We start from the raw sequence: 16304 nt of genomic DNA on the forward strand, positions 1-16304 counted from the left end.
CGGGGCCAAGGATAAACCATTCCGCGTGGCCATCCTCAAAAAAGGAGATAAATCGGATGCTCAGCAACCTGGAACTCGTGATGCGGCTGGTTCTCGCGGCGGCGCTCGGCAGCGTCATCGGCTTCGAGCGCGAGCGCCTTTCATGGGCCGCCGGCCTGCGCACGCACATGCTGGTCTGTGTCGGCGCGACGCTCATCATGATCGTGTCGGCGTTCGGTTTCGCCGACGTGCTCGGCGGCAGCGACCACATCGTGCTCGATCCGTCGCGGATCGCCGCGCAGGTGGTGTCAGGGATCGGTTTCCTCGGCGCGGGCTCGATCCTGCTGCGCGGCGAGATCGTGCGCGGGCTGACGACGGCCGCAAGCCTGTGGTCGGTCGCCGCGGTCGGCCTCGCGGTGGGCGGTGGCCTGTACGTCGCAGCGATCTCCGCGACGATCATCATCCTGATCATCCTGGCCGGCATCAAGCCGCTCGAGCGGCGCTACTTCACGGTGCGGCAGCGCCGCCAGCTCGCGCTGACGGTGGTGAGCGGCGCGCTGACGTTCGATTCGCTGCACGCGGCGCTCGGCCCGGACAGCGCGCGCGTGAAGCAGTTCATCGTGCAGCGCGCCGACGACACGGGCGAGCACGATGAGGTGCGTATCGCGCTTGGCCGCGTGTCGGATCTCGAATACCGCGCGATCTGCGACAAGCTGCGCGGGCTGCCGTGCGTGACGCGATTCGAGGAAGGCAACGGGTTGTCGGGCGACGAATAGACGGCATCCGATCGGCCGGATCGGCGATCGGTCATGCGACAATGGCCGTCGCTGATTCCGTTCGACCTCCGATTCCGCGCTCGCGGGCCTGTCATCCGACTCCATGACCGAATCCGTTTCCCTGCCTCGCTCCCATTCCCGCTCCGACCGCTCGTCGGCCCGTTCGCGTCCGCGCTCCGTCGCGGCCGCGGCAGACACCGCCGCCAAGGCAACCGCGCGGTCCGGCAACGCGGCGGGCGGCGATGCACCGCGGGACGAACGCACGCTCGACCTGTTCGGCGATCCGGTGCTCGAGCCGGCTGCGCGTGCACCGGTCGTCGCGCGCGATGACGCGGTGACGGACATTGAGACGGCCGCCGCCGTCGCGGACAGCGAGGACGCCGGCCGGCAGGCGACGCTCGACGGATTCGCCGCGCCGGGCGACACCGCCGGCGCGGTGGAGCAGGCTCCCGACGTCGCGACGACGACAGCGTCGGCATCGACGCGTGGAAACGGCGATGCGGTCGATGTCGTGCGCGCGGCCGATGCCGACGTAGCGACGCTAGCCGATGCGCAGCAGTCCGACGGCATCGCCGCGACTGCAGCCGCTGAGCAGGCAACCGGCGGTGGCCAGGTGAAGACCGGCAGCGTGTCGGAAGCTGGCGACGCGGGCGAGACGAACGCCGATCGTGCGACGGCGAATGGTGGCGCGGTTGGCGGTGCGATCGATGCGGTGCTCGGCGACCGTTCGGTGAAAGCGGGCGGCGAGGCGGAAGGTGCCGCCGCGCCGGTCGGTCACGCTGAAGCAGCGCGGACGGCCGGCGAGACCACGAAGGGAGGGCGTCGCGGAGCCTCCGGCGGCAAGCGACGTGCGGCCGCCGGCACACGCGAAACGGCGGCAGTGCGCAGCGCGCCGGAAGCGGCGGCTGTCGGCGCCGAGCTGGAATCGCCCCCGGCGCATACCGCGCCATCTGATGAACCGCAGGCGTCGGCCGAACCGGCCGAGCCCGCAATTGCCTCGATTGCCGTGAGTGCCGTGAGTGCCGCGAGTGCCCGCGACGCCGCGCGAGCAACCGCCGCGCCGGCCGCGCCGGTCGCGCAGCCGATGGCGTCCGCGGCGTCGTTCGTGACGAAGCCGTCGGCGGATCGCCCGCAACCGGACGCGCCGAGCGCGCCGGCCTTCGATGCAGACACCCATCTGCGCCCGCTGTCGGATCGGCTTGCCACGCTGCAGGCCGAGATGGCCGGCCTGAAGCAGGCGGCCGATCGCGAGATGCGCCGCGTCAACCGGATGCTGCTGGCGCTGGCGGTCGTCGTGTTCGCGGGGCTCGTCGCGCTGGTGCTGCAAACGCGGCAGATCGCGCACCTGAATCAGGACCTGGACGCCCGGCAACTGCGGATCGACCGGCTGGCTGCCGATCTGTCGACGCAGCAGGCAACGCTGATGACCCTCGCGGAACACCACGAGGCGATGCTGTCGCAGGTCGACCGGCTTCAGCGCAACGCGAACCGTGAGGCGGCGGCCGCAAAGCGCATGCGTCGGGCGCACTAAATATTCCGACCCTACCTGCAAACCGCGACCTGACAAGGAGGTCGTGATGGCTCGTCCGTCTGTGGTGCGGAGCGGGTGCGGCAAACTGATGCGGCGAGCTGGCGGAGTTCAGGGAAAACCCTTAGAATGGAGTCAACCTAAGGGAAAACCCTAGAATCATCTGTCGGGAGTCTCTCATGAGCTTCATTTTCGCCCTGCTGCAAAAGATCGACGACCTGTTTGTCTCCCCGCACCTGCCGCTCGACGCGGAATACTCGTACGCCGCGCGTCATGCCGAAGCCGAGCGCGTGCGTCGTGCGAACCTCGTGCCGATCGTCCTGTACCGTCGCTGATTCGCTGATTCGCTGATTCGCTGATTCGCTGATTCGCTGATTCGCTGATTCGCTGATTCGGCGCGGCGTTCGCCGCAACTGCCTGCCCGTTTTCCACCGCCGCATCGCGCGCCGGTGCAACCGTCCCGCTACACTGGAAGTCCGACTTCCCTCGCGACCCCAGGCCATGCTGCAGATGCGGCCGATGACGGCCGGCGAATTCCACGCATACCGCACGCGCGCCATCGACGGCTACGCGCGCGATCTCGTGTCATCCGGGCAGAACGAGACCGGCGACGCGGCGGCCCGCGCCCGCGCCTGCTTCGATACGCTGCTGCCCGACGGCCTGCTCACCTCCGGCCAGACACTCGTCCAACTGATCGACGCCGCCAGCGGCGACACGGTTGGCGACCTCTGGTACGCGATCGTGCCCGAAGGGCCGAACCGCACGCTGTTCATCTACGACCTCGACATCGTTCCGTCCCGGCGTCGCCAGGGCTGGGCCACGCGCGCGCTCGATGCGCTCGAGGTCGAGGCACGCCGCCATGGCGTCACCGAGATCGGGCTGTCGGTGTTCAATCACAACACGGCCGCACGTGCGCTGTATCGCGCCTGCGGCTTCGCGCCGATCACGACGACGCTGATCAAGCCGGTTGTTCCGGGCTGAAGCCGGTCGTGTGCGTGCCGGTGACGCGCGTTACCGTTTCCCCGGCCATCTTCCGGCCATCTGTCTCGACGCAGGGCATGCATGCTGCGGCTGCGCCCCACAGGTCGGCAAGCGCCGCAACCTTCCGCATTCCATACATGACGAGCGCCGGCTGCCCATCGGACGGTCCGGCGCTCGTCACGGCCCCCATCACCTCGCCCGTCCTTTCCATTTCCGCAGCAGCAGCGCATTCGTCACGACGCTGACGCTCGAGAATGCCATCGCCGCCCCCGCGATCACCGGGTTCAGCCAGCCGAGCGCCGCGAGCGGCACGCCGATCAGGTTGTAGACGAACGCCCAGAACAGGTTCTGCTGGATCTTCCGGTACGTCCGCTTCGAGATGTCGATCGCATCGGCGACGAGCGCTGGATCGCCGCGCATCAGCGTGATGCCGGCCGTATGCATGGCAACGTCGGTGCCGGTCGCCATCGCGATGCCGACGTCGGCCGCGGCGAGCGCGGGCGCGTCGTTGATCCCGTCGCCGACCATCGCGACGATCCCGCCGTGCGTGCGCTTCAGTTCGGCCACCACGCGCGCCTTGTCGTCGGGCAGCACCTGCGCATGCACTTCGTCGATCCCGAGCGATGCCGCGACGGCCGCCGCGCTGCCGCGGTTGTCGCCCGTCACGAGCACGCTCGCGACGCCGCGCGCCGACAGTGCCGCGATCGCGTCGCGCGCGCCGGGCTTCACGGTGTCGCCGAACGCGATCAGCGCGAGCAACGTGCGCGGCGCATCGGCGCGCATCAGCCACGAAATCGTGTTGCCCGCGCGTTCGAGTTCCGCGGCACGCGCGTCGAGTTCGGGCGGCACCACGATGCCGAGCTCATCGCGCCAGCGGGTGCTGCCGAGCGCGAGCAACTGCCCGTCGACGCGCGCTTCGACGCCGCGTCCGGCCACCGCGCGCGCATTGACGGCGACCTCGACCGAACCTGCGTCGCCGCCGCGTGCCACGACGTCCGCATCGTGCGCGGCGACCACGGCGCGCGCAAGCGGGTGGTCGCTTTGCCGCTGGACCGCGGCCGCGAGAGCGAGTGCTTGCTCACGCGGGATGCCGACGGCGTCGAACGCCGTCACGGACGGCTTGCCTTCGGTCAGCGTGCCGGTCTTGTCGAACGCGATCACGGTTGCGCGCTGCGCGAGTTCGAGCGCCTGCGCGTCCTTGATCAGCACGCCGTGGCGGGCCGCGACACCGGTGCCGGCCATGATCGCGGCGGGCGTCGCGAGGCCGAGCGCGCACGGGCACGCGATGACGAGCACCGCGACCGCGTTGAGGATCGCCGTTTCGGTGCCGGCGCCCGCGATCAGCCAGCCGATCAGCGTCAGCACGGCGATGCCGAGGATCGCCGGCACGAACACTTCGCTGACGCGATCGACGAGCCGCTGGATCGGCGCCTTCTCTGCCTGCGCGGATTCGACGAGGCGGATGATGCGCGCGAGCGTCGTCTCCGCGCCGATCGCGGTGGTTTCGACGACGAGCGCGCCTTCGCCGTTGATCGAGCCGGCCGTGACCGGGTCGCCGTCGTCCTTCGGCACCGGCAGGCTTTCGCCGGTGATCAGCGATTCGTCGACGTGCGAGCGGCCCGAGACGATGCGGCCGTCGACGGGCACGCGCTCGCCGGGACGGATGCTGACGGTCGTGCCGACGCGCACCCGGGCCAGCGGCACGTCGCGTTCGACGCCGTGCTCGACGACGCGCGCGCGGTCGGGGCGCAGCGCGTTCAACGCGCGGATCGCCTCGGTCGTCTGGCGTTTCGCGCGCGCTTCGAGCCATTTGCCGAAGCGCACCAGCGTGACGATGACGGCCGATGCCTCGAAATACAGATGGCCCGGGTGGGCGGGGTCGCGCAGCAGCATCCAGAGGCTCAGGCCGAACGCGGCCGACGTACCCAAGGCGACGAGCAGGTCCATGTTGCCGGTACGCGCCTTCACCGCATGCCAGGCGGCGCGGTAGAAGCGTGCGCCGAAGCCGAACTGGACGATCGACGCGAGCACGAGCTGCAGCCAGCCGGGCAGCATTGCGTCGATGCCGAACGGCGCGACGAGCATCGGCACGACGAGTGGCGCGCTCAGCACGGCCGAGCCGATCACCAGATTGCGCTCGCGGATCGCTTCGCGGCGCTTGCGGGCGTCGGGGGCTTGCGCCGGGTCGCTGGCGCGGGGTTCGGCTGCAGCGGCAGCGTCGGCGTCCGGCGTGGCGGCGAGCGATGCGCGATAGCCGGCCGTCGTGACCGCCGCGATCAGCGCGGCGGCGTCGAGCGGGCCGGCGCCATGCACCGACGCGCGCTCGGTTGCGAGGTTGACCGATGCGCGCGCGACGCCCGGCACCGCGGCCAGCGCTTTTTCGACGCGGCCGGCGCAGGATGCGCACGTCATGCCGCCGATGTCGAATTCGAGATCGCGGGAAGCGGCCGGCGGCGTCGCCGCGACCGGTGTCGCACCGTAGCCGGCCTGCTGCACGGCTTCGGCCAGTTGCGACGCGGAAACGTTCGGTGCCGCGTCGATGGTCGCGCGTTCGGTCGCGAGGTTGACGGACGCACGCGTGACGCCCGGCACCTTCGCGAGCGCTTTCTCGACGCGCGACACGCACGACGCGCAGGTCATGCCGTCGATGTCGAGTTCGATCGTGGCGGGGGCGGCAGGCGTCATCGCGCGGGTGGCTGCGCCGGCGGCATCCGGTACCGTCGGCGTCGCACCGTAGCCGGCCTGCTTGACGGCGTCCGCCAGTTGCGACGCGGAAACGCCCAGCGCGATATCGACCGTCGCGCGCTCGGTCGCGAGGTTGACCGACGCACGCGTGACGCCCGGCATCTTCGCGAGCGCTTTCTCGACGCGCGACACGCACGACGCGCAGGTCATGCCGTCGATATCGAGTTCGATCGTGGCGGCGGTCGGTGGCGGCGCCGTCGGCGTTGCGGGCGGTGCTTCGGCGTGTGGTGCATGCTCCGCATGCGCGGCTGCAGCGGCCTCGACCGCCGCTTCGCGCACGGTCGCGCGATAGCCGGCCGCGCCGACTGCGTCGACGAGTTGCTCGGGCTCGACCGTGTCCTGCGCGATTACCGTTGCCGCATGCGCGTCGAGATCGACCGTGGCCTCGACGACGCCCGGCACGGCGGCCAGCGCGCGCTGCACGCGGCCCGTGCAGCCGCCGCAATGCATGCCGTCGACGCTCAGTTCGATCGTTTGCATGCTTGCGGAGACGAGTGGTTCGGTCATGTCGGATTCCCCAAAAGCGCGGTTCGTGCCGCGAATGACTCCAGTATCAACATTCCCATGATGGGAAGGTCAAGGGGTGCGGTGCAATGCAGGATCGTGCCGGTTGCCGATGTATTCGCGCCGCCATGCCGGCCCGCGCAGGCGGGGGCTTTTGTCGATGTGGTGCCGGATCAACGGAAATCCGGAATGGCGACGGGCCGGCTACCGCTCCACCCGTTATTCGGCATATTGGGGGATGCCCTTAGGCGCTATGATACCGGCCTGACAATCAGCGCCCGCCTGGCGAAGCGGCGGCCGGGCAGGCTGGGGTGCCTTGCGTTCGCCGTGGTGAGTCGAACAGGGCGTTGACAGACAAGAACGATATTCGGCCAGTACTCAATGATTGAAAACCTACGAGAATCCATTTCTCTGCGGCGTGCGGCAGGCGCGTCGCTGGCCTTGGCGGCGCTGCTGACGGGATGCGCGTCGCAACCGGACGCGATCCAGCGGAAAACCGGCTGGATGCGCGCCGAAGTGGCCGACTCCTATATCTATGCGTATCCGCTCGTGCTGATGGACGTCGCAAAGGAAGCCGCGACGGGCGGCGATGGCGCGCAGCCGGGCCAGGCGCCGCTCAACACGCTGCGCCATGCGCAGGCGCTGCCGCCCGTCGGCGCGCTCAACCCGCCGCTGCCGGGCGTCGACACGCTCGACTCGACCGGCTGGCTCGACGTCGGCGCGGAGCCGGTGATCGTCACGCTGCCGGACACCCGCGGCCGTTACTGGGATGCCCGCGCGCTCGACATGTGGACGAACGTGCTGTGGTCGTCGCCGAGCGTGGCTGCACGTGGCGCTCGCGGCGTCGCGCGATCGCAAACGATTGCCTTTGCCGCGAAGGACTGGCAGGGCACGCTGCCGAAGGGCGCATTGCGTATCGACGTGCCGTCGGCCAACGCGTGGTTCGAAGTGCGGCTGCAAACGAGCGGCGGGCGCGACCTCACGAACGCGAAGAAACTCCAGCGGGCGATCCGCGTGGTGCCGCTGTCCGTCTATACGGGCAGCGCGCGCGGCGCGTCGGTCGCGGTCCATGCGGGCAGCGCGCCGTCGGAAGCCGTGAGCGGCGGCACGCCGGCCGAGCAGGTCGCCGCGCTCGACCCGAAGGCGTTCTTCACGCGCTTCGCGCAGGCGCTGCAGGACAACCCGGCACCCGACGACGACGCGCATGCGCAGGAACTGCTGAAAGACATCGGCGTGTCGGCCGGCTACCCGGTGCCATGGACGGGCGATCGGCTGAGCGCCGCGACGGCCGGCGTCGCCGAAGCGCGCGCGCGGCTCGCGGCGGCGCCGCCGAACCTGCTGAACGCGAACGGCTGGAACTGGATCGGCGATACGGCCGGCAAGTACGGCCAGGACTACGCGCTGCGCGCGTACGCGGCCTACACGCAGTTCGGCACCGCGACGCGCGACGACGAGACGCTCGCGCTCGTGCGCGTCGACAGCGATGGCCATCCGCTGAACGGCGCGAACCGCTACGTGCTGCACTTCGCGCCGGGCGCGCTGCCGCCGGTGCGCGGGTTCTGGACGCTGACGCCGTATGCGACGAACGGCGCGCTGCCCGACGTCGGCGCGGCGCGCCGCTCGCTCGGCGATCGCGACCGGCTACGCCGCAACCACGACGGTTCGATCGACGTGGTCGTATCGGCGTCGCCGGGCGGTACCCACGCGGCCAACTGGCTGCCGGCGCCGCGCACCGATTTCGCGCTCGCGCTGCGCCTGTACGCACCGAAGCCGCAAGCGAGCGACGGCTCGTGGCTGCCGCCCGTCGTCGTCCGGAAGTGAACGGATAGGCGCCGCCGCTGTCCGATCCGCGGACGCGGCGCTCGCGCCCGAACGCCGTTCCGTCACCACCTGAGCCTATACTTTCGGGACAGCGTGCGCGGCCGTGCCGGTTTTCCGGTGCGGTCCGGCATCCATTCCCGAGGCATCCAAGCATGGCAAGCGCAGACAAAGAAACCGTATCCTCGACCCTCCATGCCCTCGGCGGCGTTGCCCGCTCGCGCCGGACCCGGCGTATCGGCCTCGGCGTGCTGATCTTCCTCGTTTTATTCGGACTGCTCGGATTCTTCGCGGCGCCGCCGCTGATCCGCCACATCGCCGAACAGCAACTGAGCCAGCAGCTCGGCCGGCCGTCCACGATCCGGCGCATCGCGCTGAACCCGTACACGCTGAACCTCGAAGCCGACGGCGTGCACGTCGGCGAGCGCGGCGGCCAGGGCGACTTCATCGACATCGGCAAGCTCGTCGTGAGGCCGTCGTGGTCGTCGCTGTTCCGCGGCGCGCCGATCGTCAACGAAGTGCGCGTCGACTCGCCGCGCTTTCATATCGTCCGCTACGACGCGCAGCGCTTCAACTTCACCGACCTGATCGAGAAGTTCTCGACGCCGTCGCCCAAACCCGAAAGCAAGCCGACGCTTTTCTCGGTGTCGAACATCCAGGTCAACGACGGCCGGATCGACTTCGACGACCGCCTGCTGAACGAAAAGCACGTGGTCGACAACTGGACGCTCGGCATTCCGTTCATCGCGACGCTGCCGTCGAAGACCGACATCTTCGTGCAGCCGAAGCTGCGCGCGCGGTTCGACGGCAGCCCGATCGCGATCGACGGCAAGACGAAGCCGTTCGCGCAGTCGCGCGAGTCGGAAGTCGCGCTGACGTTCGATCGGCTTGACGTGCCGAAGCTGATTTCATACGCGCCGGCGAAGCTGCCGGTGATCGTCACGAGCGGCCTGCTGAGCAGTAACCTCAAGCTGAACTTCGTGATGAGTGGCGACACGCCCACGCTGCGCGTGTCGGGCACCGTCGACCTGAACGACGCGAAGGTGACCGGCCGGGCGTCCGAGCCGCTGTTCGCCGCGCGCGGCGTGCACGTGGCCGCCGCCGGCCTCGAGCCGCTGCGCAACGTGCTGCATTTCGACGAGATCCGGATCGACCAGCCGGTCGTCGACCTGTCGCGCGACAAGCAGGGCGTGCTGAACGTCGAGAAGCTCGCCGGCCAGCCGGCCGCCGCGCCGAAGGCTGCCGCCGCCCACCCGGCCGCGTCGGGCACCGCCGCGTCGGCGGCTGCCACCGCTGCTACCACCGCCACCGCCGCTAGTGCTGCGAGCGGTGCAAAGGCCGAGGCCACGGCGAAGGAAGCGCCGCCGCTCGACCTGACGATCCGTCATTTCGCGATCGACGGCGGCACGATCAACGTCGACGACCGCGTGCCGGCGACGCCGACCGCGATGTCGCTGACGAAGCTCGCCGCGACGCTCGACGGCTTCACGCTGCAGGGCAAGACGCCCGCGAAGTACACGCTGTCGACGTCGCTGTCGCGCGGCGGCGACGTGAAGGCCGAAGGCGCGTTCAGCGTGGCGGCGAAGCAGGCCGACACGAAGCTGACGGTCGACGCGCTGGCGCTGCCGGCGCTGCAGCCGTATCTCGGCGAGGCGACCCGTGCGCGCGTGCTCGACGGCACGCTCGGCGGGACCGTCAACGCGAAGGCGGACTGGGGCAAGACGCCGCTCGACGCACAGATCGCCGACAGCACGGTGAGCCTGAAGTCGCTGAAGCTCGCGACGCCGGACGCGAAGGCGCCCGCGATCGTGCTGCCCGACGCGAGCGCGAAGATCGCGAAGGTCGACGTCGCCGCGCGCACTGCGGAAATCGCGAGCGTCGACGCAACCGGCCTCGCGCTCGACGTGACGCGCCTGAAGGACGGCAAGATCGACCTCGCGGCGCTGGCCGAACCCGCACAGGCGGCGGTGCCCAAGCGCACCGTCGCGCGCAAGGCCGAAGCGGCCGCGCCGTCGTGGCATTACCGGATCGACGCGCTGAACGTGAAGGAATCGTCCGCGAACTTCACGGACCTGTCGACGCCGCGCCCGGTGAAGCTCGCGATCAAGCCGCTCGACCTGTCGGTGCAGAAGATCAGCGACGACATGACGAAGCCGCTGCCGGTGCAGCTGAAGGCGACGCTGAACCGCAAGGGATCGCTGAACGTGTCGGGCGACGTGACCGCGCAGCCGCTGAAGGTCGGCCTGAAGATCAACGGCAACCGCCTCGACGCGGCCGCGTTCGAGCCGTACTTCGGCAGTGCGTTGAACGCGACCATCGCGAGCGCGCTGCTCAACGCGCAAGGCAACCTGACGTTCGCGCAGGTGAAGGACACGCCGCGCGCGACCTATCGCGGCGATGTCGCGCTGGTCGACGTGCGGATGCTCGACAAGGCGACGTCCGATCCGTTCGCGGGCTGGCGCTCGCTCGCGCTGTCGAACCTGAAGGTGAACTACGACGAGAAGGGCACCGACGTCGACGCCGCGCGCGTGACGTTCTCGAACTTCTACGGTCGCGTGCTGCTCGATGCGCAAGGGCGACTGAACCTGAAGGACGTCGTCGCGAAGGAGACGGGCCCCGCGCAGTCGCTCACGCGCGACGCGAGCAAGGGCGAGCCCGTGCCGCTGTCGCCGGGCGTGACGCCGCCGGCTGCCGCACAGGCCGCATCGGCCGCGGCCGTGCAGCAGGCGTCGGCGCCGGTGGTCGTGAAGGCCGCGCCGCCGCCGCAGAATCCGGTTCGGATGCATTTCGGCGAGCTGCTGCTGCAGAACGGCCGCGTCACGTACACGGACAACTTCATCAAGCCGAACTACACGGCGAACCTCGTCGCGATCAAGGGCACGGTCGGCGCGTTCGGCACGGATTCGACGACCTCCGCGCCGGTTGACGTCGCGGCGAACCTCGCGGGCAACGGGCCGATCTCGATCAAGGGTTCGGTGAACCCGCTGATCGAGAAGCCGGCGCTGGACCTGACGGCGACCGCGCACGACATCGAGCTGACCAACCTGACGCCGTATTCGGCGAAGTACGCGGGCTATCCGATCACGAAGGGCAAGCTCAACGTCGACTTGCACTACCAGCTCGCGAACGACCAGTTGCAGGCGAACAACCACATCTTCATCGACCAGCTCACGTTCGGCGATCACGTCGACAACGACACGGCGACGAAGTTGCCGGTCAAGCTCGCGATCTCGCTCCTGAAGAACACGCGCGGCGAGATCGACGTGAACCTGCCGGTGTCGGGTTCGCTGTCGAATCCGGAGTTCAGCGTGGGCGGGCTGATCTGGCGCGCGGTGCTGAACCTGATCGCGAAGGCCGTCACGTCGCCGTTCTCGCTGCTCGCGCATGCGTTCGGCGGCAGCGGCGGCGAGGATCTCGGCTACGTCGAGTTCGCACCGGGCTCGTACCAGCTGACCGACGCGCAGCAGAGGAAGCTCGACACCGTCGTGAAGATGCTGACCGAGAAGCCGTCGATCCGGCTGGACCTGATCGGTCGCGTCGATCCCGCGAAGGACGCGCCGGGGCTGCGCGACGCGTACGTCGAGCGGCTGGTGCGTCAGCAGAAGCTGAAGGACGTGATCGGCCAGGGCGAGAGCATCGATCCGATGTCGGTGAAGGTCGATCCGGCCGAGTACGGCAAGTACCTCGAGCGTGCGTACAAGGCCGCCGACTTCAAGAAGCCGCGCAACCTGGTCGGCTTGCAGAAGACGCTGCCCGAGGCGGACATGAAGCAGGCGCTCGCCGAACACGCGCCGGCCGACGACAACGCACTTCGCACGCTCGCGCAGCAACGCGCGCAGGCCGTGCGCCAGTACCTCGACGGCAAGATCGATTCGAGCCGCATGTTCGTCGTGGCGCCGAAGCTCGATGCGAAGGGCATCGAGGACAAGGGCGCGACGACGCGCGTCGACTTCGGCCTGCAGTAAGCCGCGTTACGCCATCATCCGCCGCCGCGTTCGACTGGAAATCGGGCGCGGCGGCGCGCTTCCCGTCAGCGCGCCGCGATCTCCGGTTCGCGCTTGTCCAGTTCCTTCCTCGCGGCCAGCGGCAGCCGGGCGTCATCCCACTGCGCGAGCCATTCGACTTCCTTCGCGGTGAATACCTGGCCGTAGTTGCGCAACGCGTACTGCAGCGCGTCGACGACGTGGTGGCGAATGATTTCGGGGGTGCGTGCATCGTCCAGCACGAACCGGAGAGCTTCCAGGGTCGACATACTCGTGCTCCGGGTCAGGGAAAACCCTTTATCACACGCCAATAGTCGAACGCCAACCGGGAAATAAATACGGACGCACGCGGCTGCGCCCGGGCATGCATCGCATTGCGACCGTGCGATGTCAATTGCGATTGGTTACGTTTGATAGAGAACCGAAAGCGCCCCTTCATCGGACCGCCGCACGATGCGGCGATATTTTGCGCGCCTGTTGGCAAGTCGTGCAGGTCAACGTCAATCGATGAGGTGGGGTGATGATTTCCAGGTTCGCTAAGCAACGAAAAATGGCGGTGATGGTGGCGGGCGCGCTGGCGCTCGCAAGCGTGGGCACCCACGCGGCGCAGCAGGACGGCAACAGCCAGGGCCACGATGTGGGCAACGGCCGGCGCGTCGTGAAGCACGTGCTGCTGATCAGCGTCGACGGCCTGCACGAGCAGGATCTTGCGCGCTGCATCGGCGCGAACACGTGCCCTAACCTCGCGGTGCTCGCACAAAGCGGTGTCACGTACACGAACGCGTATACGCCGGGCCTGTCGGACTCGTTTCCGGGCCTCGCGGCACTCGTGACGGGCGGCTCGCCGAAGACGGCCGGCCTGTTCTACGACGTGTCGTACGACCGCAACCTGTACGCGCCGAGCGACACGACCTGCTCGGGCAAGCAGGGCTGGAACGTCGTGTTCGACGAGACGACGGGCATCGATGCGTTCAACGGCGGCGCGCTTGTGCACCTGGACGGCGGCGGTGCGTTCAACCCGCAGGCGATCCCGCATGCGAAGGTCAACGGCCAGTGCGTGCCGGTCTATCCGCACAACTACGTGAAGACCAACACGGTGTTCGAGGCCGTGAAGGCCGGCGTGCCGAACGCGACCACCGCGTGGGCCGACAAGCACGCGTGGGGCTACGACTGGCTGAACGGCCCGTCGGGCACGGGCGTCGACGATCTCGCACGCACCGAAATCAACTCGATCGATCCGGCGACGCAAACCGACTATACGGACGTCTATTCGCATACCGCGCAATTCGACAACCTGCACGTGCAGGCGCTGATCAACCAGATCAATGGCCGTGACTCGACGGGCACGAAGCGCGCACCGGTGCCGACGTTGTTCGGCGCCAACTTCCAGACGTTGAGCGTCGCGCAGAAGGCGGTGGTGACGAAGGGCGGCGGCTATCTCGATGCGAACTTCACGCCGAACGGGCAGGTCGCGAACGCGATCACGTACGTCGACAACTCGATCGGCCATATCGTCGCGGCGCTGAAGCAGGCCAACCTGTACACGTCGACGGCCGTGATCGTCACGTCGAAGCACGGGCAGTCGCCGACCGACCACACGAAGCTCGTGAAGAACGGCGACACGCTGACGAAGCTGCTCGAAGCGAACAACTATCTCGACCCGAACGGCAACTTCGGCCAGAACAGCACGACGACGGGCAACCTGAACGACGGTTCGGGCCTGGTCGGCACGGGCTTCGTGCAGACCGACGACGTCGGCCTGATCTGGCTGCGCGACCGCAGCCAGCGCACGGCGGTGGTGCAGACGCTGAAGGCGAACCTCGGCTGCAACGCGCCGGGGATCTGTGCCGACGGCCCGCAGGCAACCATCCTGTACGGCGCGGCGCTGGCCGACCGGTTCGGCGATCCGGCCAACGGCCGTACGCCGGACATCATCGTCCAGCCGAATCCGGGCGTGATCTATACGTCGAGCACGAAGAAGGACGAGGAACACGGCGGCAATGCGCCGGACGACAGCCACCTCGGCCTGCTCGTGTCGTATCCGGGCCTCCATCGCGCGCGCACCGTGAGCGACGTCGTCGGCACGAAGCAGGTCGCGCCGACGATTCTCGGGCTGCTCGGCGCCGATCCGAAGCTGCTGCACGCGGTCGTGGCCGAGAACACGCACGTGCTGCCGGGGCTCGGCATCGACCACTGAGCCTGGGGAACGGGATCGAGCCCGCGGCATGGCGCGGGCCGTTCGGACGATGACGGCGGCGCCAGGCCGATGACGGCGCCGCGATGCCGGTGCACGCCTTGAATTCGGGCGCGTGCACCGGCGTATTCGTCACGCATCACCCGTTCAACGACGCACCGCGAGGATCGTTCATGCGCCTGCTGCTTGCCCTGCTGTTGCCGTGGTTCCAGTTCTTCACGATCGGCCGCCCGATCGCCGGGATCATCTGCCTGATCCTGCAGCTTACGATCATCGGCTGGCTGCCGGCCGCGATCTGGTCGGTGTATGCGCTGAGCCAGTACAAGACCGACCGCAAGATCGAGGCGGCGCTGCGCGAGCGGCGGTAGGCGGGCTCACCACGCCAGCCGAGCAGCGTGGTTTTCATTTCGGCAGAAATTTATATAATTCACTGATGTTCGGTGATGTAATTTATATAGATTTCTGCTCAAATGACGCCTTCCTGCACGATCCAGCTTCACGCCGACGGTACCTGGCATGACGTCGGCGGCGTCACCCTGTTCGGAGAGCCGGACGAAGGGTGGCGCGGCCGCGCCTATACGGGCTACGACGTCGAATGGATCGTTCGTCATCAGTTCGCCCGCGACGCGCGCGCGATGTCGTGCACCTTTCCGGTCGACCTCGAGCCGCTGATGACGTCCCACTGGCCCGTGTTTCTGATCGATTTGCTGCCGCAAGGGTTCGGCCGGCGGGAACTGTTGCGTCGACTCGATCTCCCCGAAACGGCAGAGGAGCGCGCCGACTGGGCGTTGCTGCTCGCGGGAGCCGGGAACTCGATCGGCAACTTGCGAGTCAAGGAAGCCGCGCAGTGGCTCGCGGAGCGCGGAGGCCCGCGGCAAGGATTTACGGACGACGATGTTGCCGCACGCGGTGACACATTCAGCGAATATCTCGCCGAACACGGATTTTTCGTTGCGGGCTCCTCGGGCGTGCAGGGCGAGTGGCCAAAGCTCTTGCTGACGCGCGCCGACGACGGGCTGCTCTATCTCGATCACACGTTGCCTGACGAGCGCGCGGTCGAGCACTACATCGTCAAGTTCGGACGTGGCGCGAACGAGCGCCTCGCGCAGATCCTGCGGCACGAAGCGCCGTACATGGCATTGGCGCAGCGTCTTGGCTTGCGCGTGCATGCGCCGCTGATGTTGCGGGATCGGTCGCTGTTCATTCCGAGATTCGATCGCGCGCGTGACGGTGGCAGCGTCGTTCGGTTCGGGCAGGAAAGCATCGCTTCGTTGACCGGCAAGGCCGGCTTCGGCGTCGCGCCGAGTCACGATGAGGTGTGCCGTCATCTCGTTCGTCAATGCACGGATCCCCAAACCGAGGTGGCCGAGTATCTGTGTCGCGACGTCGCAAACCTTGCGCTTGGCAACAAGGACAATCATGCGCGAAACACGGCACTGCAACGATGCTTCGACGGACGCGTCGCCCTGACTCCGCTGTACGATTTCGCGCCGATGTATCTTCATCCGGACGGCATTGCGCGCCGCATCCGTTGGGAAGGAAATGACGATGGCCGACCGGACTGGGCGCGGGTACTCGACGCCGTCGTCCGGGCAAGCGAACCGCAGGCGGAGGACACGCATGTCGCGCTGGATCGTCACGCATTGCAGACACGCCTGCATGCAATGGCGCCGCATTTGCAGGAGATCGCCGATCACGGTGTCGATCTTGGTCTGGAACACGACGTGCACGCTTTTTTGAAACCCGGTCTCGAGCGGCTTGCGCGCGAGCTGGAGATGCTGCGCTAGCGGGGACGC

11 protein-coding genes are annotated in these 16304 nt (G+C 68.3%); 9 read left to right on the forward strand and 2 right to left on the reverse strand.

Annotated elements, in window-relative coordinates; translation table 11 throughout:
* The first annotated feature begins 56 nt into the window (after nt 1–56).
* The 4 genes from DIE15_RS05945 to DIE15_RS05955 all read left to right on the forward strand — a co-directional run bounded on the left by DIE15_RS05945 (nt 57) and on the right by DIE15_RS05955 (nt 3264).
* Nucleotides 57–755, forward strand: coding sequence for an MgtC/SapB family protein (locus tag DIE15_RS05945; protein ID WP_124832635.1), 699 nt, complete (start codon nt 57–59; stop codon nt 753–755).
* 103 nt (nt 756–858) lie between these two features.
* Nucleotides 859–2286 (forward strand): flagellar hook-length control protein FliK, encoded by a 1428-nt coding sequence (locus DIE15_RS05950; RefSeq protein WP_124832636.1) that lies wholly within the window; start codon nt 859–861, stop codon nt 2284–2286.
* Between the two features lie 176 nt (nt 2287–2462).
* Complete coding sequence (locus DIE15_RS36880; RefSeq protein WP_011548928.1) at nt 2463–2618, forward strand: hypothetical protein; 156 nt, start codon at nt 2463–2465, stop codon at nt 2616–2618.
* Between the two features lie 166 nt (nt 2619–2784).
* Nucleotides 2785–3264, forward strand: coding sequence for an N-acetyltransferase (locus tag DIE15_RS05955; protein ID WP_124832637.1), 480 nt, complete (start codon nt 2785–2787; stop codon nt 3262–3264).
* A gap of 189 nt (nt 3265–3453) precedes the next feature.
* Here DIE15_RS05955 and DIE15_RS05960 read toward each other — a convergent pair whose 3' ends face one another.
* On the reverse strand, nt 3454–6516 hold the full coding sequence (locus DIE15_RS05960) for a heavy metal translocating P-type ATPase (RefSeq protein WP_124832638.1): 3063 nt from the start codon (nt 6514–6516) through the stop codon (nt 3454–3456).
* A gap of 378 nt (nt 6517–6894) precedes the next feature.
* Here DIE15_RS05960 and DIE15_RS05965 point away from each other — a divergent pair, with 378 nt between their 5' ends.
* Both DIE15_RS05965 and DIE15_RS05970 read left to right on the forward strand, forming a co-directional pair.
* Entirely contained in the window at nt 6895–8334 is a 1440-nt protein-coding gene (locus DIE15_RS05965; RefSeq protein ID WP_124832639.1) for a DUF1254 domain-containing protein, read from the forward strand.
* A gap of 152 nt (nt 8335–8486) precedes the next feature.
* Complete coding sequence (locus DIE15_RS05970; protein WP_124832640.1) at nt 8487–12296, forward strand: DUF748 domain-containing protein; 3810 nt, start codon at nt 8487–8489, stop codon at nt 12294–12296.
* 65 nt (nt 12297–12361) lie between these two features.
* Here the strand turns inward: DIE15_RS05970 and DIE15_RS05975 are convergent, their stop codons facing one another.
* Nucleotides 12362–12583, reverse strand: coding sequence for a hypothetical protein (locus DIE15_RS05975; protein ID WP_057925599.1), 222 nt, complete (start codon nt 12581–12583; stop codon nt 12362–12364).
* Between the two features lie 251 nt (nt 12584–12834).
* On the opposite strand from DIE15_RS05975, the gene DIE15_RS05985 reads away from it, so the two are divergent.
* The 3 genes from DIE15_RS05985 to DIE15_RS05995 all read left to right on the forward strand — a co-directional run bounded on the left by DIE15_RS05985 (nt 12835) and on the right by DIE15_RS05995 (nt 16295).
* A complete protein-coding gene (locus DIE15_RS05985) occupies nt 12835–14511 on the forward strand; it encodes an alkaline phosphatase family protein (RefSeq protein ID WP_124832643.1) in 1677 nt (558 codons plus the stop codon).
* 170 nt (nt 14512–14681) lie between these two features.
* Nucleotides 14682–14876, forward strand: a complete 195-nt coding sequence (locus DIE15_RS05990) for a YqaE/Pmp3 family membrane protein (protein ID WP_014900862.1) — start codon at nt 14682–14684, stop codon at nt 14874–14876.
* A gap of 102 nt (nt 14877–14978) precedes the next feature.
* Complete coding sequence (locus tag DIE15_RS05995; protein WP_124832644.1) at nt 14979–16295, forward strand: type II toxin-antitoxin system HipA family toxin; 1317 nt, start codon at nt 14979–14981, stop codon at nt 16293–16295.
* The last annotated feature ends 9 nt before the right edge of the window (nt 16296–16304 follow it).

It is taken from the genome of Burkholderia sp. Bp9031 (assembly GCF_003857965.1).
Lineage (GTDB): Bacteria > Pseudomonadota > Gammaproteobacteria > Burkholderiales > Burkholderiaceae > Burkholderia > Burkholderia ambifaria_A.